Origin of the sequence: Chitinivibrio alkaliphilus ACht1, assembly GCF_000474745.1 — a bacterium.
Classification (GTDB): Bacteria; Fibrobacterota; Chitinivibrionia; order Chitinivibrionales; family Chitinivibrionaceae; genus Chitinivibrio; species Chitinivibrio alkaliphilus.
This window is the reverse complement of the sequence record NZ_ASJR01000012.1, coordinates 21,311-46,399: the sequence shown is the minus strand read 5'-3', so window position 1 is coordinate 46,399 and position 25,089 is coordinate 21,311. Positions and strand designations below refer to the sequence as shown.

24 protein-coding genes and 1 pseudogene are annotated in these 25,089 nt (G+C 45.9%); 18 read left to right on the top strand and 7 right to left on the bottom strand.

Annotated elements, in window-relative coordinates; all coding sequences use genetic code 11:
• Positions 1-3 precede the first annotated feature (3 nt).
• The 6 genes from CALK_RS07255 to CALK_RS07230 all read left to right on the top strand — a co-directional run bounded on the left by CALK_RS07255 (position 4) and on the right by CALK_RS07230 (position 4,838).
• Complete coding sequence (locus CALK_RS07255; RefSeq protein WP_022637027.1) at positions 4-846, top strand: cell division protein FtsX; 843 nt, start codon at positions 4-6, stop codon at positions 844-846.
• 53 nt (positions 847-899) lie between these two features.
• Positions 900-1,667, top strand: a complete 768-nt coding sequence (locus CALK_RS07250) for a formate/nitrite transporter family protein (RefSeq protein WP_022637026.1) — start codon at positions 900-902, stop codon at positions 1,665-1,667.
• An 86-nt stretch (positions 1,668-1,753) separates the two neighbouring features.
• Complete coding sequence (locus CALK_RS07245) at positions 1,754-2,119, top strand: response regulator transcription factor (protein ID WP_022637025.1); 366 nt, start codon at positions 1,754-1,756, stop codon at positions 2,117-2,119.
• A 125-nt stretch (positions 2,120-2,244) separates the two neighbouring features.
• On the top strand, positions 2,245-3,090 hold the full coding sequence (locus CALK_RS07240; protein ID WP_022637023.1) for a peptidylprolyl isomerase: 846 nt from the start codon (positions 2,245-2,247) through the stop codon (positions 3,088-3,090).
• 410 nt (positions 3,091-3,500) lie between these two features.
• Positions 3,501-3,830 (top strand): hypothetical protein, encoded by a 330-nt coding sequence (locus tag CALK_RS07235; RefSeq protein WP_022637022.1) that lies wholly within the window; start codon positions 3,501-3,503, stop codon positions 3,828-3,830.
• A gap of 102 nt (positions 3,831-3,932) precedes the next feature.
• The gene (locus CALK_RS07230) at positions 3,933-4,838 is read left to right on the top strand and encodes a leucine-rich repeat domain-containing protein (protein WP_022637021.1); all 906 of its coding nucleotides are present in this window, start codon (positions 3,933-3,935) and stop codon (positions 4,836-4,838) included.
• An 800-nt stretch (positions 4,839-5,638) separates the two neighbouring features.
• Here the strand turns inward: CALK_RS07230 and CALK_RS07225 are convergent.
• Together CALK_RS07225 and CALK_RS13365 are read right to left on the bottom strand one after the other, a co-directional pair.
• A complete protein-coding gene (locus tag CALK_RS07225) occupies positions 5,639-7,708 on the bottom strand; it encodes a discoidin domain-containing protein (RefSeq protein WP_022637020.1) in 2,070 nt (689 codons plus the stop codon).
• Between the two features lie 97 nt (positions 7,709-7,805).
• Positions 7,806-7,928 (bottom strand): hypothetical protein, encoded by a 123-nt coding sequence (locus CALK_RS13365; RefSeq protein WP_022637019.1) that lies wholly within the window; start codon positions 7,926-7,928, stop codon positions 7,806-7,808.
• 29 nt (positions 7,929-7,957) lie between these two features.
• Between CALK_RS13365 and CALK_RS07220 the strand changes: the two genes are divergently transcribed.
• The 10 genes from CALK_RS07220 to CALK_RS12210 all read left to right on the top strand — a co-directional run bounded on the left by CALK_RS07220 (position 7,958) and on the right by CALK_RS12210 (position 16,231).
• Entirely contained in the window at positions 7,958-8,422 is a 465-nt protein-coding gene (locus CALK_RS07220) for a hypothetical protein (protein WP_022637018.1), read from the top strand.
• A 17-nt stretch (positions 8,423-8,439) separates the two neighbouring features.
• A complete protein-coding gene (locus tag CALK_RS07215; RefSeq protein ID WP_022637017.1) occupies positions 8,440-9,477 on the top strand; it encodes a hypothetical protein in 1,038 nt (345 codons plus the stop codon).
• Complete coding sequence (locus tag CALK_RS07210; RefSeq protein WP_034637235.1) at positions 9,470-10,093, top strand: SRPBCC family protein; 624 nt, start codon at positions 9,470-9,472, stop codon at positions 10,091-10,093. The genes CALK_RS07215 and CALK_RS07210 overlap by 8 nt, the downstream gene beginning before the upstream one ends.
• 1 nt (position 10,094) lies before the next feature.
• Entirely contained in the window at positions 10,095-10,667 is a 573-nt protein-coding gene (locus CALK_RS12215) for a class I SAM-dependent methyltransferase (RefSeq protein ID WP_022637015.1), read from the top strand.
• On the top strand, positions 10,633-11,331 hold the full coding sequence (gene pyrF / locus CALK_RS07200; RefSeq protein WP_022637014.1) for an orotidine-5'-phosphate decarboxylase: 699 nt from the start codon (positions 10,633-10,635) through the stop codon (positions 11,329-11,331). The genes CALK_RS12215 and pyrF overlap by 35 nt, the downstream gene beginning before the upstream one ends.
• An 11-nt stretch (positions 11,332-11,342) precedes the next feature.
• Entirely contained in the window at positions 11,343-12,998 is a 1,656-nt protein-coding gene (locus CALK_RS07195) for a hypothetical protein (protein WP_022637013.1), read from the top strand.
• A 168-nt stretch (positions 12,999-13,166) separates the two neighbouring features.
• On the top strand, positions 13,167-13,514 hold the full coding sequence (locus tag CALK_RS07190) for a hypothetical protein (RefSeq protein WP_155851826.1): 348 nt from the start codon (positions 13,167-13,169) through the stop codon (positions 13,512-13,514).
• The gene (locus CALK_RS07185; protein WP_022637011.1) at positions 13,508-14,218 is read left to right on the top strand and encodes a CDP-glycerol--poly(glycerophosphate) glycerophosphotransferase; all 711 of its coding nucleotides are present in this window, start codon (positions 13,508-13,510) and stop codon (positions 14,216-14,218) included. The genes CALK_RS07190 and CALK_RS07185 overlap by 7 nt, the downstream gene beginning before the upstream one ends.
• Before the next feature lie 84 nt (positions 14,219-14,302).
• Positions 14,303-15,439 carry a CDP-glycerol glycerophosphotransferase family protein gene (locus tag CALK_RS07180; protein WP_022637010.1) on the top strand — a complete coding sequence of 379 codons (1,137 nt, stop codon included), beginning with the start codon at positions 14,303-14,305 and terminating at the stop codon, positions 15,437-15,439.
• A gap of 12 nt (positions 15,440-15,451) precedes the next feature.
• On the top strand, positions 15,452-16,231 hold the full coding sequence (locus CALK_RS12210; RefSeq protein ID WP_022637009.1) for a glycosyltransferase: 780 nt from the start codon (positions 15,452-15,454) through the stop codon (positions 16,229-16,231).
• On the opposite strand, the gene CALK_RS07170 is transcribed toward CALK_RS12210, so the two are convergent.
• From CALK_RS07170 to CALK_RS07150, 5 genes are read right to left on the bottom strand one after another with little or no spacing between them, the layout of a single operon-like run.
• A complete protein-coding gene (locus CALK_RS07170) occupies positions 16,224-17,114 on the bottom strand; it encodes a lipid II flippase MurJ (protein ID WP_022637008.1) in 891 nt (296 codons plus the stop codon). The two genes, CALK_RS12210 and CALK_RS07170, sit on opposite strands and share 8 nt — an antisense overlap.
• The gene (locus tag CALK_RS07165; protein WP_022637007.1) at positions 17,111-17,743 is read right to left on the bottom strand and encodes a lipid II flippase MurJ; all 633 of its coding nucleotides are present in this window, start codon (positions 17,741-17,743) and stop codon (positions 17,111-17,113) included. The genes CALK_RS07170 and CALK_RS07165 overlap by 4 nt, the downstream gene beginning before the upstream one ends.
• Before the next feature lie 55 nt (positions 17,744-17,798).
• Positions 17,799-19,070: an O-antigen ligase family protein gene (locus CALK_RS07160; protein ID WP_022637006.1), complete on the bottom strand. Its 1,272-nt coding sequence runs from the start codon at positions 19,068-19,070 to the stop codon at positions 17,799-17,801.
• Positions 19,057-20,247, bottom strand: coding sequence for a Wzz/FepE/Etk N-terminal domain-containing protein (locus CALK_RS07155; protein WP_022637005.1), 1,191 nt, complete (start codon positions 20,245-20,247; stop codon positions 19,057-19,059). The genes CALK_RS07160 and CALK_RS07155 overlap by 14 nt, the downstream gene beginning before the upstream one ends.
• A gap of 21 nt (positions 20,248-20,268) precedes the next feature.
• On the bottom strand, positions 20,269-21,870 hold the full coding sequence (locus tag CALK_RS07150) for an SLBB domain-containing protein (protein WP_022637004.1): 1,602 nt from the start codon (positions 21,868-21,870) through the stop codon (positions 20,269-20,271).
• A gap of 103 nt (positions 21,871-21,973) precedes the next feature.
• Here CALK_RS07150 and CALK_RS07145 point away from each other — a divergent pair, with 103 nt between their 5' ends.
• On the top strand, positions 21,974-22,834 hold the full coding sequence (locus CALK_RS07145) for a ligand-gated ion channel (protein WP_022637003.1): 861 nt from the start codon (positions 21,974-21,976) through the stop codon (positions 22,832-22,834).
• 113 nt (positions 22,835-22,947) lie between these two features.
• Positions 22,948-25,080, top strand: a pseudogene (locus CALK_RS07140) (diguanylate cyclase domain-containing protein); the annotation flags it as partial.
• Between the last annotated feature and the right edge of the window lie 9 nt (positions 25,081-25,089).

The following is a 25,089-nucleotide window of genomic DNA, read 5'->3' as shown; positions in this document are numbered from 1 at the left end:
ATAATGAATAAACTGCGGTACTGTATTGTTGAAGCATTCCGCTCACTCCGTGAAGCGAAGATGGTTACGGTCGTGTCTATTATTACCGTTGCCGTTACCATCTTCTTGCTCACGGCGATTCTTCTCAGTCTATACAACCTTCACTCGTGGGTTTCTCTGCAACAGCAGGAGCCGCTTATCTCCGTTTTCTTTACTCCGGAGACCTCCGATGAAACAGGCAAAGATCTCGCACAAGAGCTTCGCCAATTGGATGAGATCGGCACGGTCCGTTTTTCTTCCCGCAGTGAAGAGTATACGCGGTTTACTTCGCTATGGGGAGACGAGTTCGTGGAAGACCTCGACCAAAACCCCTTCCCCCCTGCTCTCTACATCTCCAGCGTAGATGCCTCCATTGCACCGGAAGAACTGGCACAACAGATTCATGATTTTCCGGAAGTTGAATCGATCCACTACGCGCAAGAGTGGCTTCGCACCCTTGAGGAGTTTCAAGGGCGTATCACCCGAGTGCTGCTGGGAGCCTTTGCCATTATCTTTCCCGCCCTGTTTTTTACCATTGCCAATACGGTAAAACTCACCATCTATGCCCGCAAAGACTTAGTAATTAATATGGAGTACCTTGGTGCCTCATACTGGTATATTCGCATGCCCTTTATTATCGAGGGGCTCCTCCAAGGAACCCTCGGAGCAGCGGCGGCGTGGCTTGCTCTGCAAGGAATACGCACCACCCTTCTTCCCATGGAATATCTCCTTTGGTTTGATAACTTTCTGGCGGCAGCCATGCTTATTTTCGGGGCCTGCACGGGCGTATTAGGTAGCATGACCGCCCTTTCGAAAATAACACAATAGTTTTTGTTATCTTTTTCACATAATGTATTTTCCTTTTTTTAAGGAATAGCTTCGTGTATCAGGAAACCCTCCACTACTTCACCCAAAGCGGTAAAACAAAAGCAGCACTTCTCCAAGAAAGCCCCCTCAGCTACTGGATATACGCCATGCTCGCTGGTATGTACATCACCATGGGTATTGCCGTAAGCTTTTCTGCCACTGCCATGGTGCCCGCTTCGTCTCCTCTCCAAAGCTTTCTTCCCCTGCTTATCTTTCCCTTTGCGCTCTCCTTCATTGTAATCGCCGGAGCGGAACTCTTTACAAGCACAATCCTAGCCGTGGGAATTACCTATCTGCACAAACAAATCTCTCTGCCAAGAAGCATCTACCTCTGCACCGTCTGTTATCTGGCAAACGCTGCGGGTGTCATCCTTACGGCTCTGCTCATACAGCAAGCCGGGCTCTTTTTACCAGGTCATGAATCCTTGAGTGCTATTGAACAACTGGCCTCTAACAAGGCACACTATACCTTCCTTCCCCTCTTTTTTCGAGGCATCCTCTGTAATATCTGTATCTGTCTCGGTGTGTGGGCAGCAGCGAGAACAAACTATGAGACCGCAAAAATTCTGCTTCTCTACTGGGCTGTCTTCGCCTTTATGGTGGCTCGTTTCGAACACAGCATAGCAAACATGCCAATATTTCTTATCCCACTGATTAACAGCGACTTACTGACAACAAAACAATGCATGGCAAATCTCATCCCCGTTACTCTGGGCAATATACTGGGTGGTCTCTGTATTGCTGGAGCCTACTCTATATGCCTTCTTCCACGGACACGGTAAAAATGTCCACAGGGAAGAAATAAAAAGGCATACTATTTTCACAGGGTATCCGAAAATATACTATATTGTTCTTTTTCGGGGCGACAATGAAATCGGTACTACTGATTGATGACAGTTCTGTGCAACGCACGGTACTCAAATCATACTTTCAAAAATATTTTCCCTCCGTTGCCATCTCCTTCGGTACGGATGGCCAAAGCCTCGTACGACTTTACGAGGAACACACCCCAGATCTTACGGTCATTGATTTGCACATGCCCTATATCAGCGGCGACGAGGCGGCCATGGATCTCTTATCGGTGTATCCTGACGCACAAATCATCATTAGTTCTGCCGCGGACAGCCCCGAAGACTTCGATCGCATCTCCCGCGCCATGCTCCACGGTGTTGCAGGATACCTGATAAAACCTTTTGGGTATCGTGAATTTATAGAAACAATTGCGGAACTCTAAAGCCCTACACATTCGCGACGTTCTTCTCCCTGCACAATTTCCTCTTTTTTGTAATTTCCTGAGTCTTTCTTTTGCACAGAACATATCTTTTTGCCACGTGTCTTTGTTTCAATAAAGGATGAAAAATGGCAGAAGCAGTAGCTTGGGTAGAGAACCGAGAAATTACCCGTGACGATCTTGATCGCATGGAACAAGCCTTTAAGCAGCAAAATAAGAAAGAATCCGTGACAGAAGAAGAGCGGAACATGCTTCTTGAAAACCTTATCGAAAACAGCTTACTTCAGGAAGAGAGCATTCATCGTAACCTCAGCGTTACCGATGAAATGGTAGAGCGCCAAATGGAACAGCTCTATGCACAATATGGCGGCAAAGAGAAAGTTGTTGAAATGCTTGCAGACAGTGATGTAACGGTGGATACCATTGCAGAAAACATGCGCCGTGACATGTCTGGCCAACTTACCGCCGAAGATGAGGTACAACAAAAGCTCTCCCTTACGGAGGATGACTTACACGCCTTTTATGAGCAAAATAAGGAGCGTATGAAAAGCGGTGAAGCCCTCCGCGCTCAACACATCCTCATCTCTTCAGATACAGAACGGCCTCGTGAGACTGCCGAAGAGATCCATGGAAAAATAGATGCCGGTGCCTCCTTTGATGAGATGGCGCAAGAGCACTCAGACTGTCCTTCTGGAAAAAAGGGTGGTGATTTAGAGTGGTTTGGGACGGGCCAAATGGTCCCTGCCTTTGAAAAAGCAGTGCTCGATCTTTCTATTGGTGAAGTGAGTGCTCCCGTAGAAACTCCCTTTGGATACCATATTATCAAAAAGACAGATCACCGGCCATCAAAGGATCTTTCCTTTGAAGAGGCAAAGGATCAAATTAAAGAGTTTCTCACCCGGCAAAAAAGCCAAGAGATTATTGCAGAGCTGATTAAGGAGCTTCGCAAAAAATATACCGTGACCTATGCCTAAGAAGAGGGTATCAAGGCTCATACAAGAACTCCCCATTCCGGGAGTTCTTTTTTTTAGGTACTGATAGGTGAGTCATCCTCACACGGTTACTTTTCCCCTACCGATAATTTTTCGTCGCAAATAATCACGAGAGCACCGCCAGTTAAAGATGCCCCCGCCCTTGAAACAGAGAATTTTTAATTCTTACCACCATGGTATATACTGGGATAAGTATACATCATGTATCTTACCTACGGATACGCAGTATATCTAACCAGACAAAGGAGGAGCAGGTCAATGTGTACAACTACTCCTCCCATTTTTCAAAGTCCTGTGATGATATATACTCCCCATGCGCTACGCATGACTACTTCCAGTGATCATAATCTGCAACGGTATATATATAATCCATCTACGAGAAAGGAATTATCATGCATGGAAACATTCCTATAATACAGATCTGCCTGCTGTTTTTGCTGATTGGATCTGCAGTCTATGGGCAGAATATCGATAGTCGCCAAGGGGACTCCTTAGCATTGGTGGCAATTCAAACTGAAAATAGGGGAAACGAAACGCAAACATCATCAGTAAGATGTTTTCTTTTTCCCAATGATACAACACCAAGCGTTCTCGAATCATTGGATGTTACAACTCCCATCACGACGTGGGAAGGCGTCTCTATTAACTCTCTGGGACGCGTCGAAGCACTGATACTTCCAAGGCTGGTATTTCCACTCTTCCGAGAGATATGGCCAACTTGAAATCACTTCAAAAAGCTGGACCTTTCAAATGGTACCAAGGGCAACGATACTAGGAGGCATGATGCACTCCCCCCGTTTCAAACAGGATTTGGAGCACCCGCAATGCGGGGAGCAGGAAGTATCTCTTCACCTCACAATCGCAATATACTTACGGAGTTACCCGAAGAAATCGGAGACCTTAGGGCATTGACGAACCTATCCCTTGCATCAAACAGAATATCCGCCCTTCCTCATACTATATCAAATCTCTCGCATCTGAGAAAATTAGACATCTCATCGAACAGATTAGGCAAACTTCCCTCTGAAATGAGTTCACTTACCACGCTTACCGAATTGTATTTAGATAATAATTCTTTCACCTCCTTTCCCGGGGAGATTCTCTCCCTACAAAACCTTGAAACCCTCACACTTCATACCAATACCATAGGATCAATACCGTCGGGAATCGAGAATCTCCGTAATCTTGTGATACTACGACTCTCTTATGGAAAAATCACGGAAATATCCCAAGAAATTGGCGCTCTGCAGAAGTTGGAAGTTCTCTCTTTGGCAGAGAATGATAACCTCGTGCTCCCGTCAAATATCTGGTCTCTCAAGAATCTTACTACTCTTAATCTAAACTCTCTGAATATCACAGAACTACCACCTGAAATTGCGGGGCTTGTCAATCTTCAAGAACTTTCTCTTTTTGGAAATCAATTATATGAATTGCCGGAAGAGTTTAGAAACCTCAAAGCACTAAGACGGTTAAATATTTCAAACAATTCCTATACCTCCTTTCCCCCAGAACTGATAGGCCTGCCAGAATTAGAAATCCTCTCAATCTATTCCAATAGGTTGCAGTTGCTACCACCTGACGTGTATACAATGAAGCGCTTAACCTATCTCTATCTATCGAATAATGAACTAACACAACTACCCAAAACCATTACAAAAATGCCATCCATTCTCGGTATTGATGTATCCCAAAACCCTTGCGTGAATATCCTACCATTGATCAATTCATAACAAAACCGACTCTATACATAACAGAACGGATTGAATAATCACTGCACAAACCTGGTTTACGGCTCACTGCGCATTTAGAGGGTTCCAATGAAACAATCGATAGTACCGTTTCAAGATGCTCTTGTTTTATATACGGCTTGTTGAAAAACATCGTATTGTCTTTGCTGGCTGACACTGGAGAGTTACATCCCCATTTTTAACTATATGTCCACCATTTGCGGGAGGGTCTCAATCAACGACACCGACCTGGAAAAAGAGCTGGATGAGCGCAAAGAGTAGAAGCGCTGCCTGCTTCAGAAGATGTTTGTATGAGGGGGTACACGAACATTCTTAAACGGTGGATACATTGAAGGTTATTCATAAGTATTTCGTGGTTCGTTCCAAACCTTATTGTTTTTATATTGGCTTGTTATTTTCTCAGGGTGATAATGACCGATGATCTTTTTTTCCTGAAATAGTTTCTTCTATCGATATCGTATAATGGAGTTCACAAACATTTTCTTGATTGTGAGCGATTCGGAAAAAAATGATCAGCAATCATCGAAGAAGCTAAAAGTTCTAATGCACCAACAAAAGAAAATGGCATAGGACATACAAGAACCGTCGATACCGTGTTTTTTTAGGATATCCCGTCTTGTTTCCGAGGCTCTTGGTAAGTGCATTTTTTTCACCACAGACATAAGTTAGATGCATCAAAGGGGCTGGTGTGCCTCGTGTACACACAAGGCGGGAGCTGAAGAAAAAATTAAGGCCTCGTTTACAACGAGGCCAAGACGAAATATGCACCAGTACCCACGTCCTTAGGGAGTTATGAGTCGGGAGATCGTGTGTCCCTGAGGTGTATCAAGAGAAATAAGATACACCCCGCGTGAAAGCATTCCTGAAGGAAGGTCGATCTGGGACGCTCCTGCTGATACAGTAAAAGAATAGACTGTTCGTCCCGATGGGGTACGGACAGTGCCCTGCACCGTTTCAGAAAAAGGACGGGAGAGGAAGAGCCTGTCTTGTCCAACCGCAATCTGCACCCTGTCCCGGGACTGTTCATATTTCTGTAATGATACGGGATCGTCCGTGTCATCGGGCATGTACCAAATACCGATATCCGCGGCCGAGGAATTATTGTTCGTGCCCTCCAGGGAACGCAGACGAATGTATCGAGCCTCTTCAAGGGTTGGGAAATATGCATTTTTCACCCCAGCGGTATTCCCCCACTCTCCCACAACAAGGGGGTCTCCCCACGTTTCTCCATCGACACTTGCATACACCTCATAGGAAAGAATACGCCCGTTAACTCCCTCTTGACGCGGGGTATACTCAAGGCCTCCCACAGTATACAGAGAATCTACGGCGAGAACAATATCATGGGGTGGCGGATTATCGCCCCACTGTGAGTGCCAGATTGTACTAAGATCACCGTCCAGTACGTGGGAAGCATCGCCACTGCCGGGCTGATAGCTACTCACCGATTCTATGGAGAGTCGCTCCCGAGGGATGCGTTTGTAGGGAGGAGCAACACGAAAGTAGACAACTCCTCGATCACGAAGCCCGCGACTATTTTCTATTTCGTAGAAAAAGAAATCCTCCGTCCCCCAAGGGGTGTCCCCCAGGTTAATTTGGGGAAGCCCTGCGTCAGAAGAAGTGATAGACAAGCCCTTGGCCGTTGTTGAATCGAAAGAAACAAGGAACAAGGAGTCTCCATTCGCATCATGATCATTTTCCGTCGGGTCAAGCTCAAAGACAGTTGTACCCTCCATTATTTCGTACAGGCCAAGCATGGCATAGGGGGGATAGGAAATGCGTTCCTCTAGGCCCACCGGATGAACGTGGCGATCTGAAAAATAGGTATCCCGATGTGATAAGAAGGTGTGTACCGTGGGGCCACTGATACGTCCAAAGGAGTTACCGCTCATAATTGTTGCCCCTTCGGGCACGCCCCCGTCACTGCTACCGGCATGCCAATCAGCCGCGCCCCAGTTATGCCCCAGTTCATGACGAAAAATCACATCAAAATAGCCGTCGTTTCCCCCGGAATTAATGGAGGCTATACCCGGCATATACGCCATACCTGCCCAGCGGGATGAAACGTAGGCAACATTGGTAAAGGAAGGGGCACTCGCGGCATCTCCCCAAATATCTCGCAGGGTACTTAAGACGTCTCCTTGATCAAGCCCTTCATAGGGACAGTGATCCTGCGAAGTCCGCAGCAAGATTTGCCCAAGACGCGGAGCAAGCATGGCATCTCTCACATAGAGAGTGTGTACCGCCGCAAGGCTAAACTCAATATAGTCCACAACCTCCTGTGAAGTGGAGAAGTCTTGATAATAGTCATAAGAAGCATCCACGGCAAGTATAAAGGAGTACACCTCATCCGTGGAAGATTTATCACGATACTGGGCCATATTGGTGGCGGGAAAGGTAAACTCTGCAGCTTCCCAGCCACGGCGCTGCACCACCGAATCATCCACCACAAAGAGGGTGGCTCCACCCTTGAGATACACCCGTGCATGAACCGAACCATCGGCCATTACAATGGCCGCAGCAGATCCGTATGGATCACCTGCTACGGTGCCGAAATACGTGCGGGACGGCCCCGGGGTGTAGGAGGTACGCTCTCCCGACTCCTCTTCCACAATGACCTCAAACTGTTCTCCCCGTATGGAATATCGTTCTAGTTTGAGGGTGTATTCTCTGCCGTCAGCCAGAAAAGTATGTATGAGAGAATCTTCCTCCGTTGCAGGAGACCCCCCCCCATTAGAACGCCCCCCTTCGCTGTCCATGGAATAGCCCACCGCACCACCATAGGAGTCATGAACCGGCACAGCCCATGTTGTCATAGAAACCATCAAAACCAAAGAAAAAAACAGTACCATAGATTCTCCTCACATAAAAACTTGTTATACCCATGTAGTAATATACTGCATACATATTACGTTGCCCAAATTTTATATACTTGAGAAAAAAAACCACCTATACCCCCATGCCATGGCGTGCAACACTGTCACATTTTTCCCACACTGCCCCGAGGCCGCTCATCTGCATAATAATTACGGATTTCTTTTCTCTTCTCCCCCCGATGAAATATTTTACCATCACTGCTCTTTTTTTTCAGGGAGATCTCTGTGAAACCCGTACTATTCTCTATGTTCCTCCTTCTGGTAAGTATCTCCTGTACCAAGGATACGGTAGAACTGACTCGTACCGATCCAGAGGTGGAACCCACCTATGCAGAGCTACCTCCTGAAGATGAGCATACCTATCCCAATCTTCGGCTCTTTTTTGACTCTCAAAGTACCATGCACGCCTTTCTTTCTCGCATGGAGGAGGCCATATCTCCCGCCATGTGGGAACAATGGAAAATGGGGCAGGATACTCTCTTTATCTCCCGAGCAGACTACGACACCCTTACCATTCTCGATGAAGCGGAGTTTCTTGAGCTTCTTCCCGAAAAAGATTCTGTCAGGGACAGGGAAGACACGACGCACCGCTTTGATACCACAGCACATATCCGCATTGCCACCCCTTTTTTTCCCCCCTCTCCCTTTTCCAAAGTCTTAGTGCTCCCGCTTCGGATGACATCAATATAACACAAAATGGCCGGGAGGTGCACCTCTCCTTTTCTCATCATCTTCTCACAGAGAGCAATACCATTGAGTTGGTAAGCCTCTGGAACAGGCTCTTTCAAAAAGACCCCCCCCTCGCTCAGGCCCTTCTTGGCATGCTTACGGGAATAGAAGATATTTCCACACAAGGACGAATTACGGGCCTGCGCCCCGGTGCACATGACAGCATAACACTCCAACTTACCGAGCCAAAACGACACGGCTTTGCCCCCGCTCTCATAACCTATCTTCCCGGACTGCAAAACCGCTACAGAAGTAGTCTGGAAGGAAAAAACATTGTGTATACCATCGCTGATACGACACAGCCTCCCTACGCGGCAGAAATTCGCCTTGAATATCAGGAGCAGTACGACCCCCTTATTGCCCTCTCGCTCAACCGAGTTGATGCAACCCTTCTGTATCAAGATGACAATATTGATGCCATGAAACGCCGGATTGGCCCACAACAGGTGGAGCAGATAGACGAGGCCATACTCTTTCTCTCCTTTGGGGACGGCCTTTCACAGGAAGAACGGGAATTTCTCTGGGGAGTAGTTCGCTCAGAACCTCTCTTAGATCAATTGTCACAGCGAGGAGAAAATCTCGACCGCATACTCCCCCGTGAAACACCTCTGCCATACATCCTCGCCTCACCTCACGGTATTCCCCCCCAAGCTCCAGTGGAACTGCTCTACAGCTCCTTTGACCCCCTCACCTACGCCACGGCCGTCGCCCTTTCCTTCCAGCTCCAGCAGCGGGGAATACAGACACGGCTGATTCCCCAGGAGAATCGATCCAGAGAACGCATGGATGGGACCCACATGATACAGGTGGGGCGCGTTGACCGCAGTTTTCTGTCCCGTGACAGGGCAGATGTTTTTCTGGCGGACTACTGGTTTCAAGGCCGGCGTACGGAAGATGAACGAATCCAGTCATTTCGACAAAAGACCCTCTTTTCCCTCCCTCTCTATTTGGCCATACAAGACGATTTAGTCCTTCAAGAAACTGGAAATATCTATCGCCGAAACGATGATGAATAAAGGAATTTTTCTCCTAATTGTTCTTCCCCTGTGGCTCTTCGGAGGAGACCTTTTTACTCCCTTCTCCGATGAAATAGAGGAAGCTCTGCATGCCACGGATGACACCCGGGCAGGACGGGTTGTAGAAACGAGACCGGAAACATTTTTTTCCTACTCCTTTCGCACCATCGCCGCCCCCCGTGACACCGTCCTTGCCCATGTAGAAGCCTACCACACCTATGACACACTCTTCTCCTGGCTGAAACGCTGCATTGCCCTTGAAGAGGAACCACCTCTCTACTTTTTTGAACTGGGAAAACTCTTCTTCCGGTATTGGTCTATCATTGAAAAGGTGGATCGCCATGAGACAGAGTATGTAGCCATTACCTTTCGGCAAAATCGGGACGAGCATCTCAATGATCTCTGGCGCGAGGAGGAAGAAGGGCTTGTCACCGTTGAAAACAAGGAGTTTCAGCTTCGTTGGATCATCGACTCCCGCGGCACAGACCACACCCGCCTTGGTCTTGTTCTCTACGCCGTACCTGATACACGTATTCCCCGCTGGCTAACCCGCATGGCCATGCGTATTGCCGTGCCCGCCTGTACAGAAGATATTGCCCAGGCGGTGCAGAAGTAAGATGGGGAGCCTTGCCGCATATCTGCTGCTCTTCGCCACGCTTTTTGGAGCCTTCTCCTTGATCATCACCACCATACGTGGTGACAGCCCGCCCCTTCCCACATCGTGCTCAGTGCGAAGAGAAATTCTTCAGGCCATACCCTCTCACTCAACCCGATTTGTCGATCTCGGCAGCGGCTGGGGAGGCATGGTTCACGCTGTGCAGCGACACAGGCCATCCATGGAGGTATGGGGATACGAACACTCCCTGCTTCCCTACGGTATTTCCCGTCTTCGCACTCTCTTATATCGGGGCGTACATCTACGGTTCGGCTCTTTTTTTCAGCACTCCATAGAAGAAGGAGATTGTCTTTTTGCCTATCTCACCCCCTCGGTAATGCGACGCCTTGAGGCGTGGATATCCCCCGACAGAGATATCTCGTTTACCCTCATTTGTCACACCTTTGGCGTATACCACAAAAAACACTTTAAAAAAATCTACGCACAGGATATTTTTAGAAGTCCCGTGTACATCTATCATTTTACCCATGAGGCCCCCCATGGAGAAGAAACAGAAAATCGCCCTAGCCCTTGATAACATCTCAACCCCCGAGGCTGTAGATTCCCTAATTGCTCAAACTCATCCCTACGTTGGGATCTACAAAATTGGGTTTGAGCAGTTCATACGCTTCGGTCCGGCCATTCTTCGCCCGGTAAAAGAAGCGGGGGCACAGATTTTCCTCGACATGAAACTCCACGATATACCCAACACTGTGGCAAAAGCCGTAATTTCTGCCTCGCAGCTGGGCGTTGACTACCTTACACTCCATACATCGGGCGGAGTGGCCATGATGCACGCCGCCGTTGAAGCAGCCCAGTCCCAGCCCACGGCTCCACGCCTTCTCGGGGTTACCGTCCTAACCAGTATTGACGAAGAAACCCTTTCCTCAGAACTCAATATCCGTCTCAGCCTCAGCGAGCAGGTGGTCCATCTTGCCCGCCTCGGGCAGAAAGCTGGTCTTGCAGGGATGGTATGTTCCGCCGCCGATCTTGGGGCAGTACGGCCCCATCTTCAAGAAGGGTTTGAAGTAGTTACACCGGGCATACGCCCCGCCGGGGTTGCCGCGGGAGACCAGAAACGGGTCGCCACACCAGCAGGAGCAATTGCAGCAGGGGCGACCATGCTGGTTATCGGCCGGGCTATCACCCAAGCCAATGACCCTCGGGCAGCGGCTAAAGCTATCTATACCAGTATTTAGGGGAGGATGCAGTGAAGGTTGTATTTCTGTTCATCATGGCTCTTGTTGCTCTCGCTCCTCTTTCGGGAAAAGAGAGTGACTACCAAATACATCTCAGCGAAGAAACAGCTCTGCGCCTGATACATTTTTCAAACAGGTATGACACTCCGCTTCCCCGTGATTTTTTCAGCCGCCCCATGGGAAAACAGTCCCTCATTACGTTTTTAGATGCTGTCCTTGAACAATCAGATTCGCCACAGGATACGCACCTTATTTCAAATCTCCGGGACCGAATTTTGAGGAAACGCACCATCCATACAACATCAGATACCGCAGGTTCTGCCCTACACCTGAATTTTCTCAACCACGGCACAGCCCATATTACTCAACCTGATTCTCCTCGTCTCCTCGGGCGAGGTACGATAAATCCGCAGCTCCATGGCAATATCCAAGGCTTTTCCTACTATTCTGATATTAGTATCCTCACAGAATTTGATACAGACACCACTTGGGGTCATGGCCATTACTATCCCTACAGGGGAATACCCTATAATCTTTTCAACCCAGAAGGAAGTAGCAACATTCGCACCTCCGATGTATTTCGTGCAGGTATTTCCTTTCACACCCACCCATGGCTGAGTTGGGAATTCGGTGTTGATTATCTAAGCAGTGGTCCAGCCCAATTTACCCCCCTCATTCTTAATACTGCCTCAGCTCCCATGCTCTATATGCAGGCTGACATGCGTTTCAAAAATCTACGCTACGTTCATATGGCGGGAAAGCTGAACAGCCTGCGCCGATATGATAAATTCATCCATTATCACCGGTTTGATTTTACCCTGCGGGATGACCGCATTGTCCTTGGATTTAATGAAGCCATTGTCTATGGCTCCCTCCCCGATTATGGCAAAGAAACCAGTGAGTTTTTTGAGGCGCACGAGACACCGGAGGGACCACAGCAACACCATATAAATCCACGGGCTTATCCGTACGATCGCTCTTTTGAAGGAATTTATATGGTTCCCTTCGTCCCCTTTGTTTTTGCTGAACACCTTAACGGAGACCGGGACAAGGTCACCATCTCCATGGATGCCCTCGTTCGCTTTCCCGGCCCCCTCACCCTCTATGGAGAGTTTCTCCTGGATGACCTCAGCAACCCCTTCACCCTTTTCAGCGATGACTGGCGCAATAAATGGGCCTTCACCGTGGGCGGCACTTACTACACAGATCTCTTTCCCCGTGATCTCCTGTTCTTCTTTGAGTACGCACGGGTTGAACCATGGGTCTATACTCACTTTAAGGGGGCAAGTCATCGCCATACCCATTTTGGCAAAAGTATTGGTGCAGAAGCCGGCCCCAATAGTGACCAACTACACCTTGCGGTGGAAACAGGGCTTTCTGAAAAACATCGTTTCTTTCTCAATTTTACCAATACCCGTACGGACCAAACCTATCGTGGCGGGCATATCAACCATATCTACATCACTGAGTATATGGCAGACCATGTACGGCCAGACCTCTCCGCCGATTCCGACACAAAGACCTTTCTTAAAAATCCGGAAAGCGAACAAACCTACTCCCTCACCTGGAACCTCTTACCGTACCAGTTCTATGAGATGCATTCCACCGTGGGTTATCATTCAGATGACGGTGTTTTTCTTACACTCCAAGGAGTATTCACCTTCTGAGCTCCCGTGCATACCTGAATATGTATCATGAAAAAGAGACAAACGGCGGGGGCTTGGGAGCACTTTGAGAATATCTATGGATCTATGCCATAAAGTATATTTCACTGATTTACGTACACGGTACAAATCCGCAGCATGGTGCTGTGAATTATACGTGGAGGCATTGAGTTGAGAAGAAAAGTGAAACTGCTGAGGGATATGCTTGTACTTATTACCAGCATGGTGAAGTATTGCCTGGCGCGGATATATACCCTAAGCACACCGAAAAGAGAGCTCTATCTTGTAGGCTCTACCTACGGAGAGGTTCGCAGTGATAATGCCATTGCTCTCTACACCTACCTAAAGGCTGAGGATAAAGCGGTCTACTTCATTGAAAACAGAAACAGCGGACAGCCAGATCATGTAAAACGAGGCAGCTGGAAAAGCTTTATCCTTTTTTTCAATCGCGCGGCGTCTTTTTTTCCCATAGTTTTTCCGATATACTTCCCTGCTTGCATAAAGTTCCCCCCGTGGTAAATGCCTGCACAACCCCTACAAAAGTCTTCATTCAGCACGGTGTTATCGGAATTACCCGAGGAGAAGGATTATCATTCACAATTCAGAACTATGTACGCTCCCTCAACGGAACCATCGATATCTTTTGCGTCAGCGCAGAGAAAGAGGCTACCGTGGTTGAACAGATGGGCATCCCCCGTGAAAAGATGCAGTTTACCGGTCTTCCCCGATGGGATAATTTGGAGCAAAGTATCAATACGGAGATCCTCGTATTTCTCACCCACAGTCCGAAAAAAGAGTATGAGAAAAAGATTAATGACATTCTCTCAACTCTTTCCCAAGAACACCTGAAACAGTACGGGTATACAATCCATGTGGCCATCCACAACATGATGAAAGAGCGTATTCATATACCCCGGGGGGGGTCTGTCATAACGGATAACCTCGCCCAGTACATTCAACGGTCATCCCTGCTTATTACAGACAACTCCAGCGTTTCCTGGGATTTTATCTACAAAGGCAACCGGGTTATTTTTTATAAACCAGACCAAGATTTCTGGTACATACGCCCCCCCTATGTCGAAGAAAGTGTTGCCACAAGCCCTGAAGAGCTTATGGAGAGAATTGACGATGCAGTACAGTCAGGATGTCTTCGAAAAACCCCCGATTTTTTTGCCCACGTAGATAGACACTGCTGCGAACGTGTATATAGAACTGTGAAATAAGTAAAAAGAGAGGCTTTTATTTTTATCCGCACCTCGAAAAAGATACTCTATCGACTTCCCGTATGGATATATGAGCTCACGGAAATGACGCTCTATATACTTATTGCGCATATCCACCCAAAGAGAAAGCGTTTTCGCAAGGCTTGGCTTATTTCTGACAACGGCACCGCGGCAAATGATAATGGCTTTGCCTTCTTTCAGCATATGAGAAGAGAGCACCCTGATATTCCTGTTTTTTTTGTCATATCAAAGAAAAACACCCTTCACTATGAAAAAGTAGCCGCCCTTGGAGATCCCATCGAATTTATGTCCCCGGAACACAAACTCGCCTTCATACTCTCCACGGCAATTATTTCGGCCCATATGTGGCATATCCAGCCCTGGAGCTACAAATTGTATAAACTCCTCTTTGATCGTAAAGATCAGAAGAAGGCCATCTTCCTGCAACACGGGATTACCCATCACGACATGAGCTCCTCCTTTTCAAAGAAAAAAACCCATAACGATCTTATTACCACTGCGGCAAAACAAGAGTTTGATGCCTTAAACCAACCTGAATATGGATATACACAGGGGGAAATCGTCCTTACGGGCTTTGCCCGCTACGACAATCTCCACGGGGTTACAACAAAAAAACAGATTGTCTTTATGCCCAGCTGGCGAAATACCTTTGTCTCACCAACCTTTTTCCACAACAAATGGATTTCTCAAAAAGAGTTTTGCACCACAAACTATTTCAAACGCATACAGAGTTTTCTCCAAAACAGTGACCTCCATACACTTCTTGAAACCCATCACTTCGATTTTATCTTCTATCCTCACTATAAAATGCAGCGCTATCTCTCAAATTTCCACACTGCTTCACCACACATTCACATAGAAAACGCACATGAGAGTGATGTTCCAACACTATTACGGGAATCACAACTGCTTATCACCGATTTTTCCAGTGTGTTTTTTGACTTTGCTTATATGAAAAAACCGATGATCTATTATATGTTCGACCCTGTACACTATGCCCCCAGCTATTTTGACCATCACACTGACGGATTTGGAAAGATCATTTCCCTGGAAGAGGAGTTGATACGGGAAATTGAGAAACAGATCAACCATGGATGTGCCATGGAGGACACCTATTTACAACGGGTTGACTCCTTCTTTCAATACCGTGATACCAATAATTGTGACCGCATATTCCATGAAATCATATCTATCTTATAAAGGAATACCAGCATGACAACGGCCATACAATCTCTGTGGATCGGAAGGAAACTCTCCTTAATAGAGCAGCTCTGTATTAAATCCTATCTTGCCCTGGGATACGAATTTAAGCTCTACATCTACGATACGGTGCAGAACATTCCCGAAAACACAACAATCTGTGATGCAAAGACCATCCTCCCCGAAGATGCCATATTTACATCCCGTACGGGTAGTGTCGCTCTCTTTGCCGACTGGTTTCGCTGGAAACTCCTCTATGAACAGGGTGGAATTTGGGTTGATATGGACCTTATCGGCCTCAAGCGATTTAAGAAAACCCCCGATATCCAATTTGGCTGCGAAGAGTTCGGCGTACCAAGTATAGGGTATTTAAAATTCCCCAAAAAACATGCCCTCCCGCGCTTCATGGTAAATGCCTGTGAACACCCCAATAGATTTTTACCCTATGATTCACCCCGCACACGTGTCAAAAAAGCCATACGCTATATTCTGGGCAACAATCGGGCAAATGTTGGCTGGGGAGAATCGGGAGGACCAATTGGATTTGGAAAGGCCCTGCGATATTTTGACCTTATGGACCGGGGAGAACCCTATACAGCCCATTACCCTGTACCGGCAGCGTCGTGGCGCCACATCTTCGATGACACCTTTGCTCATTATCCCGGCATGATTGGCGATGCCTATGCTGTGCACCTCTGGAATGAACACATACGGAGATCACAGGCGAAGGATAGCATCAATAATTACTCAGAAAAGTCTCTCTTTGCGTATTTACTCAAAACTATCACTTAAATCTTTTCCCCAGGGTTTCCTCGAGGAAAGTACGAAGACGCAAACCTGTTCTTAAGCGAAAGAGTATAGTAAGTAAAAGAATACCAATCCCATAGAGAGCAAAGAGTATCCCCAGCTGCCATAGAGTACCCACTGTTGTCTCAGTATTAATATGAATGCTTAGAAGGTACACCGGAAGCATGCTGAGACATGCCACAAAACAAATTTTTTCAATGCCCCACAGCATGGAGGAAAAGATAATATTTTCATTTACCTTGTGTAGGTTGTATGATTGGAGAAAAAATCCCGTAAGGAAAGCTAGGGAAGATGCCGCGGCAATACCGTATACTCCCCAGAAGATGAAAAATATAACATTGAGAACAACATTGAGGACAGAGGCAATAACTGAATAATAGGTTGCCCGACGGGGTTGGTGGGAGCTGTAATAGGCGTTTGCAAAATAACTACCCAGGGGGGCACATACCATCATGAGACTGTAAAAGCGAAGAATATTTGCCACAACCGCCGTGTCTTTAGGCAGAAAGGCTCCGCGCTGAAAAAGAAGGCGCACAATATCGGGGGCAAAGACTGTCAAAAAGAGCGCCACGGAAAATGACGCAAGAAAGAGGAGTTCAAAGCCTTCAAAGATTGTATCAGCATGGCCTTTCTGTTGTTCTGAATCATTTGCTCGTTGAGAAATTATGGGAAAATACACCACAAGTATCCCCACGTACAGTTGATCTAAATTACCAGTAATTCGTGTGGCATAACTAAGATACGATACGGCCCCCTCTTCCATGAATGACGCTAAAAACACATCACTGATTTTAATTAGACGCATGAGAAGACGTCCCACAAAAATGGGAGCAAGAAAGGCAATATAGCCTCGTACATAGGAATTCATTGTTGGTAAAGGGGAGAATAATTGATACCCCCTACTTTTAAAAAAGGAAAATAAAAAGGGATTATGAGAAGCATAGAAAATACGTGCGCTGTGGGGAGTGAGAAAATCCCGATATATTGTGAAAGCAGGAGTACAAGTAGCAGGAGCAAGGTTGTCTGGTAGAGCCTGATACGCGCAGCAAAGGGTGCGCGAAGATTCATTTCTATGAGGGCATTGCCCAAGGCTACAAAACTTGATATAAAAAGATACACTGAAGATATTCGTAATAGTTGAGATGCTAGATAGGAAGGTGAGGAAGCAAGGCCCGGGGCAAATATACGTATCAAAAATGGTGAACAAAGCCAGACCACAAGGGAGATTATCATAAATCCTTTTATATTAAAGGATATAATGGCCGACACTGCACTCTTCTTTTCCTTCGTACCTATTCCCTGTATATACGGAATTAAGGCCTTCGGCTGAATATTTGTTAACAAGGTGTATATGAGGGTAATAATCGTTATGGAAACAACATATGAATCCATCTCATCTGACGCGCCAAAGGTGTAGGCCATAAAAACGCCAAAGAGGAATTTGAGAACGATACTCAGCAGTTGAAAAAAGGAGGTACCCAAAATATTTTTTACCATTACAGCCATCTTCTAAAAATATGGAAGTAGCTACATTACCAGTTAATACTACGTTTTACGCCCTGTGTATTCTCAGCTCCCCCTGTTTCTGTGGTGGTTGATACACTCGTTTTTTCAAGGGAGGATCATAATATATAATTGATAGTGCCAATATTATCCAATAGGATGAATCGTTATCAAAGCTATGATAAATAATTCCGTGTAACATAAATATAAGAAGAGAAATACCTAAAACAGCATGGGGATCTTTCGCTTTGTAGCCACGCCTAATTCGGGCCAAATGATGATGGATAAGGCCAAAATTCAACATAAGATATACCATAAGACCAAAGATACCGATCTCGGCCCACATACCAATGTAGATATTATGTATGACATGTACAATTTGAGCTGTAGGAAGGTTAATATCATAATATTTAAAATAAAGTTCTGCAAAACGACGATACCCAACACCGAAAAGAGTATTATCTTCTATCATATTAATTCCTGCCCGCATAAGAGAAACACGGGTAAGGTCAGAGTAGTTAACAATATCCATACGATCTTGTTGAATCCGCTGGAGCGTCATAATCGCCACAAGCGCAAGAAATACAGGCAATATACACAGCACTATATAGAAAATGCGTTTATTTCCCGATATAATAGTTACCGCAAGCATGGCCATTCCATATATAGCATAGCCGCCTCGAGACATAAGAAGAATCACGTGTGCCAAAATAACAAGCAAAATAAGGATAGTTCTTTTCCGAACCCTATTGTTTTCATATGCACGAATTAAGGTAAAAAACTGATACATGGAAACAAAGGTATAAAACCGAACAGCTAAATTACGATCAGCAAAAAGCCCTGAATTACGAAACAAAGGGAGAGATATTCCCGTAATGATATCAAACAAACCGGTAAAAACACTTACCAATGCATAGATCGTAAGTAAGGAGAATATGCGGTTGAAGTCACGCTTTCTCAATACCAAACTGATAATAAACCCCATAATCAGTACATCGGAGACATAATCCATTCCCCAGAAAATCATTGACAGGGGTGCTCTGTTGACAACCAGGGAAATAAAAATAATGGTAAGATAGGCAAACATTAATACATGATACTTTGTAAGGGGAACGACTGCTCTGTTTTGCACAAGGTGAATCAGATAGAAAAAGACGGCAACACCCATAACGGGCATATGAAAGGTCATACGTATTTCTCTGGGAATAAGCGACATGGAAATCGCGCCCGATATGAGAATGTAGAAAAAGAGGAGCGTGCGAAGCGTGAATACGTCAAGACACCGCAGAAAGAAATCGAATCGAGAACTACTCTTTTCCAAAGAAAGCCTTCTTACAATCACGAACTTTTTGCTGAAACACAGCATCCTTGCTCATTTGCTCACGTGTAACAGCACGCCCTACGGTGAGCAATACGGTAACACTCATATAAACAAAGGTAAGTACGATAACAATAAGTGCTTTACTGGGGCGATGTTTCCACTGAGCTGGACGGGCCCGGTCAACCGTAAAGAAATCGGCAAAATCACGGGACTTACGCAACTCTGCCTGCAAGATCTGCTCTTTTATTAAACCAATTATTTTTTCTGTCGTTTCTACCTCACGGCTTAAATCAATGAGGGTATGAGTCAATTGAATACTTTCTTGAAGAGGCCACCCAAAGCCATCGGCCTTTTCATCCTGAATACGCTCTATACGACGCAGATATTCCGTACGTTTATGACGAAGCTGTTGGATCGATGGGTGGGAAGGATTTTGGTTTCTACTTCGCGCGCGAATCTCAACCTCCAAGCCTCCTGCCTTAGCTTGGTATGCGCTAATTTCTGAAATTAATGCCTCTATCTGAGATGAAATCTGGTATACCTTATGCTCCTGTTGAAACTCTTTCAATTTCTGGCGGTATGCGGTTAAATCAGATTCTTTTCTCGCCAACTCTCTGCGAAGGTATGAGAGCACAGCCTCGTGATCTTCTCCAATAAAAGAGACCACCCGTTTTTGTAACTGCTGATACATAAAATTAGCCATATCTGCAGCACGGTGAGGGTCTTGATCTTCCACGACAATTTTTACGGCAAGAACATCGGTTACACCAAGCCCGCCCTCTTCAATCTCGTGAATTTCTACATGGGATGCGAGACGTTCGAGTGCGAGATCGAGAGAGTTCGGCCGTTCTGAAATTTCGTACACTTCTATCAAATTGAATTCCTGTATCACCGTTTCTCTCAGTTCACGTGAACGAAGAATCTCTGAATAATGCCGTGGCCTAAGAGGGATATCTCCCAGAATTTCTCCCCCCACATTCCCTGCGAGCCCCATCATAAGGTTATTTCCGGAGCGACGACTACGAGGGACAAAGGTAACCTCTGATTTATACCACTCAGTAAAAAGAAAGGAGATACCGATAGCAATGAGAGAAATACATAAAAAGTGCAGTAGCAAGGAGACCTTTTTTCTCCCAAGAATAATCAGAATATCGAGAAGTGATAGTTCGGTTTTCATTGCATGCCTTTCAACGATGTCTTAGTTATCATCAAGGTATCTCATTACCGTAATAGAGGCGGTAACAATAGTAGCAATCCCCCCGAGGATTGTGAGAATATCCTTTGCCGCTTCAACACGATCAACGTACTCACGTTCAGGAACCCAGATTGCGTCACCCATTTCTATCTCATCAACGTCACTGGGGTCAAGCCAGTTTTCAGTGCCTCCCTTTACAACTTTCGTACGACGACGACGTGCATCTTCGGTGTAGCCTCCGGCAACATCAATGTAGTAACTCAGATCTGCCCCTTCTTGATATTTCACCAAGCCAGGACGAACAACTGCTCCCATCACATTTACCGTGAGAGCTCGTTGCGCGATATGTATAGAGTCTTTATTCCGTAATACCACATCGTATATTCCTTCTAAATCATCTTCTTGAAAGAGTGTGTTAAAATCTATGCTGAGACGGGAATTTGAGGTTGATTTGCGATACCGCAAATAATTTCTCTCCGCCGGAGAGAGTTCTGAATAGACCAAGTTACTCAAACGTTCATATTCTGCCCGCCCCGCATCAATAAAATTTTGTCGGACAATACCGCTTCCACTTAAGTATGCTTTCTCCGTAAGCCCTCCGGCTTGATCGATAACCTCAGAAAGACGGGTTTGATCATCACGAATCGGATATTTTCCCGGCGAATTCACCTCTCCTGAGATTGTTACATAGCGGTGCTCCCGATAGCGATGACGTCTTTGTACAACCAAGCGGTCATCACGTTCAAGAACAATACTATCAAGGACAGCATAATCAAGGGAGGTATGAATCAGTGAGTCTTTGTCATCGACAAACCGCACCAATAGAACACTGCTACTATCCGCTTCACGGGTAAAACCGCCACTTAAGTATAATGCATCTCGGACTGTTTCACCAGAAATATAGGGATATGTTCCGGGGTTTTGTACCGCTCCCGTAACTGACATATACTGATGTACGGGACGTATAAAAACCTGATCTCCGCTGAGCAAATAGGGATCCTCTGCCTCATCTATACCGCGTGTAACCGCAAGGACATCATAGCTATTTTGTGTACCCCGCACACTATTGCGCACTTCCACGGTTCGCTTGGACGCCCGTGATGAGAGCTCCAGTTCTTGAATTAATGCCGAAAGTCGCGTTGCCCCCGAAACAACATGCGTCTCTTCTTTTTCGACTTCGCCGAAGACGGGAACCTGTATTGTTTTTACTTCATCAAGAACAATATCAATTCGGTCCGTTCGATAGACCCGCTGTAATTCTCGTCGAATCTCTTTTTGGGCCTCAATGAAAGTACGGGATGCTACCTCTATTGCCCCAACAGTAGGTATAATTACCAGCCCGTTGTGGGTCACACGTAAGGAGAGCGTTTGTTCATCGGCTCCCCAGATATACGCTTTCAGACGATCACCAGATCCAAGAACATACAAATCATCTCGGATATCAACATCGGCAGAAATACGTTCGATGTCACTACTCCGTTGTCCCCCAACCGCCGGTGAAAATGACTGATAATCAGGAAGATCAGCAGAATGCTGAACCGGTGATAATGACTGAGCAGAAATAAAACAGACGAGTAGAATAGACCAAAGGAGCGTGAACTTCATGATAATCCAAATCTATTTTTTAAAACACGCAACAAAATAATTATTTTATTATATCATATGTATAATATATTTAGTGTTGAAACAAAAATTCAAGGAGTATACCATGACCATTTCAAAGATTCTTTGTGCCCTTCTACTTATTTCGAGCCACGCCATGGCCTTTGTCGGCGCAGGATTACACTGGGGCTTTGATTTCTCTACAGCCTTGGATGATACGGAAACTGCGTGGGGCAACTCTCTAGGGGAATCAACCGACCTGGACTTTCTTGCTGATTTGGGTATTTCTCAAGATAATCTTGGTGACTTCGCCGATCTGCACCCAGCCTATATCTCTATTGCAAATTTTGAACGAAGTCCGATTAATTTCGGGGGTAAAGTATATGTTGACCCACCCCTTGTACCCTTTGCGGTGGAGCTATCCATGAACTTTGGAACGTGGCTCTATGACGGCTCTATTTCTTACATTAACCCTGAAGAAATTCTCGCCTACGGGGGAGATTCTCCGCGGGATGACCTTTATGAGGAACTTGTCCTTGATGACGGAAGCTATTTTGGTATCGACGAGACGCCCTACGGGAAACTTCATTTAGACCTTACCATAAAACGGGATATGAGACTTCCCATTATTTCACCGCAGATTGGGATTGGCCCCTCCCTTCATTTTGAAACCCCTGTTCTTTCAGCCGATCTCATTGAAGATGCCGTGGGAGATATAGATGATCTGCAAGAGTTAGTCCAATCGAATCCTTCAGCAGCACGGGATGACATTCTTGATGAGATTACCGATGGCGCCAAAGAACCCAAAATGGGTATGCACTTTCTTCTGGGCCTCTCTGTTAGTCCTCCCGTTATTCCTCTCGGTGTTTACGTAGATGGAAAATACCATGTGGTTTTCAATAATGATGACTATGAGACTGACACAAACGGATTGCTTCTTAACGCCGGCCTCCAAATCGGTTTCTAAAACAAAAATTACGTGATATGATACAAAGCACGGAATTTTTCCGTGCTTTTTTATTGCCCATTCTTCACCCTATGATATACTAAGAACAACCTATTCATCGGTGGGGGTGTATAGTGGAGAAAAAACTCCATTTTGCTATTGTTGTTTCATCTCTGGAAGAGAATTGCCAACACCAAATGTGGAAAGGCATTGAGTCCTATTGCAATACACATCGCATAGAGACCACCCTTTTCATTGGTACTGTTCAAGGCCATTTAGGCACCTTTGAATGCCACTATGATGTTATTTTTGATCTCATAAAATCAAGTTCCTGTTTCGATGGGTACCTCATTTTTGCAGGCTCTGTTGCAGATGGCGAATCACCGCAAAAAGCCATAGAGTACTGCCATTCAGTTACTCAGAAACCGGTGGTGTCCCTTTCCATGCGCGTTCCCGGCGTCAGTAGTGTATGCGTTGAAAACCGCAGTGGCATACGTGCCATGATTCAGCATCTTTACGAGCAACACGGTAAACGAAAGTTTGTCTGTATTACAGGCCCTTCAACTCATCCCGAGGCGATGGAGCGTCTTTCCGCATACAAAGATACTCTACTGGAGCTGGGAATACCGTCTCAGGAAGAGCGGATTATCCCAGGCTCATTCTCAAAAAAGTCGGGGCATCACGCCATCGCCTCTTTACTAAAGCAGAATATTAGCTTTGATGCCGTGGTATGCGCAGATGACTTTACGGCCCTTGGTGCTATTGAAGAGCTGTACTACCAAGGCTTCACCGTTCCCCATGATATTGCCGTGACCGGTTTTGATGACATAGCTTTATCCGGACTGGTTTCTCCATCTATCAGTACGGTAACACAACCGTTCTTAGAAATTGGCTCCCTTGGCGCACAACAGCTACATTCAGAAATAATATCTGATGCCGCGCCTCACAACTATCTCATTCCCTGCACCCTCACTCTGCGCCAATCATGCGGATGCATATTTCATGGAACCACAGACCAAACACCTTCTCCTCCTGCATCCTCACTCAACCTTCTTTTCGCCGAGCACCATCTGGATACGTCCACGGTACATGAATGGTATGAAACTCTTCGCCACGCCTTTCACCCTGACAGGCACCATTCTTTTATTTTTCTGCTCAGCAAGTACTTAATTGAATATGATCAAATAAGTCATAATTACGCGCCGTGGTATACTCTTTTTCGCTTATTATCCCAAGAAATCCCCTCTGTTGCTGCAGAGTATTTTGAGCAGGAGAGACTACATACCCTTCTCTTTGATGCCCTCATGATTGTAAAAAACATGGAACTCAACAATAAACAACGAACTATCGAAGAACAAAATACCCGCCAATGGGAAATTCGTATTGCAACGCATGAAATACTAACCTCCTTCGGTACAGAAGATTTTTACCAAAAACTGGGCAAAACCTTCGATGAGTTACAAATTCCCGGCGCTATTCTTGGGCTCTACGAAACGCCCATACGCCACGGTGATGAATGGCGCCCTCCTGAATATATCACCCTGCCATGGGAGTATCCCCACACACGAGAATACTCTCCAATCCCTGCTCCACGTATCGCCTTTTCTTCATTTTTTGAAACAGTACAAAATACTGACGTGGGAAAGTATGTTCATCGTCTCACTCTTCCCCTCTTTCATGGACAAGAGCAGTTTGGTATATTGCTTATACCATATCAAAAACACCATCCTATCAACGTATACGAAACCCTACGTATCTCTATATCAACTGCTTTACAAGAAACCCACATGATAGAGGAGATTCACGAGTTAGCCGTAAAAGACAGTCTCACTTCTCTGTATAATCGAAGGGGATTTTTCAACCTTGTTGAAGCACACTTGTTACGAATTCAGCGCGATAAAAGCACCGCGGCCCTTCTGTTTCTTGATATGGATAATCTGAAAGTAATCAACGATACTCTCGGGCATGAACAGGGCGATGCAGCTATTTGCAATCTCGCCCAAGTCTTACGCCGAAGCATACGTGATGCGGATATACTTGGACGATACGGAGGAGATGAGTTTGTACTGTTTCTTCACACCACAAAGGGGGCAAAGGAAGTACGAAAGAGGATTCAACACGAGCTTGATACCTTTTCTCAAACCCACGACACTCCCTATACAATATCTTGTAGTATAGGCATACTTCCTATCACCGAAGAAAATGCGCACAACTGCTTAGCAGACCTTATCTCAGAAGCAGATGCCCTGCAGTATGCAGAAAAACAGGCAAAAAAA

Excerpts from the sequence above, each read along its gene's own strand:
- CALK_RS07255 (WP_022637027.1), top strand. The coding sequence starts at position 4 with ATGAATAAACTGCGGTACTGTATTGTTGAAGCATTCCGCTCACTCCGT.
- CALK_RS07245 (WP_022637025.1), top strand. The coding sequence starts at position 1,754 with ATGAAATCGGTACTACTGATTGATGACAGTTCTGTGCAACGCACGGTA.
- CALK_RS07240 (WP_022637023.1), top strand. The coding sequence starts at position 2,245 with ATGGCAGAAGCAGTAGCTTGGGTAGAGAACCGAGAAATTACCCGTGAC.
- CALK_RS07235 (WP_022637022.1), top strand. The coding sequence starts at position 3,501 with ATGCATGGAAACATTCCTATAATACAGATCTGCCTGCTGTTTTTGCTG.
- CALK_RS07230 (WP_022637021.1), top strand. The coding sequence starts at position 3,933 with ATGCGGGGAGCAGGAAGTATCTCTTCACCTCACAATCGCAATATACTT.
- CALK_RS07225 (WP_022637020.1), bottom strand. The coding sequence starts at position 7,708 with ATGGTACTGTTTTTTTCTTTGGTTTTGATGGTTTCTATGACAACATGG.
- CALK_RS13365 (WP_022637019.1), bottom strand. The coding sequence starts at position 7,928 with ATGGTAAAATATTTCATCGGGGGGAGAAGAGAAAAGAAATCCGTAATT.
- CALK_RS07210 (WP_034637235.1), top strand. The coding sequence starts at position 9,470 with ATGAATAAAGGAATTTTTCTCCTAATTGTTCTTCCCCTGTGGCTCTTC.
- CALK_RS12215 (WP_022637015.1), top strand. The coding sequence starts at position 10,095 with ATGGGGAGCCTTGCCGCATATCTGCTGCTCTTCGCCACGCTTTTTGGA.
- pyrF (WP_022637014.1), top strand. The coding sequence starts at position 10,633 with ATGGAGAAGAAACAGAAAATCGCCCTAGCCCTTGATAACATCTCAACC.
- CALK_RS07180 (WP_022637010.1), top strand. The coding sequence starts at position 14,303 with ATGACGCTCTATATACTTATTGCGCATATCCACCCAAAGAGAAAGCGT.
- CALK_RS12210 (WP_022637009.1), top strand. The coding sequence starts at position 15,452 with ATGACAACGGCCATACAATCTCTGTGGATCGGAAGGAAACTCTCCTTA.
- CALK_RS07170 (WP_022637008.1), bottom strand. The coding sequence starts at position 17,114 with ATGAATTCCTATGTACGAGGCTATATTGCCTTTCTTGCTCCCATTTTT.
- CALK_RS07165 (WP_022637007.1), bottom strand. The coding sequence starts at position 17,743 with ATGGTAAAAAATATTTTGGGTACCTCCTTTTTTCAACTGCTGAGTATC.
- CALK_RS07155 (WP_022637005.1), bottom strand. The coding sequence starts at position 20,247 with ATGAAAACCGAACTATCACTTCTCGATATTCTGATTATTCTTGGGAGA.
- CALK_RS07150 (WP_022637004.1), bottom strand. The coding sequence starts at position 21,870 with ATGAAGTTCACGCTCCTTTGGTCTATTCTACTCGTCTGTTTTATTTCT.
- CALK_RS07145 (WP_022637003.1), top strand. The coding sequence starts at position 21,974 with ATGACCATTTCAAAGATTCTTTGTGCCCTTCTACTTATTTCGAGCCAC.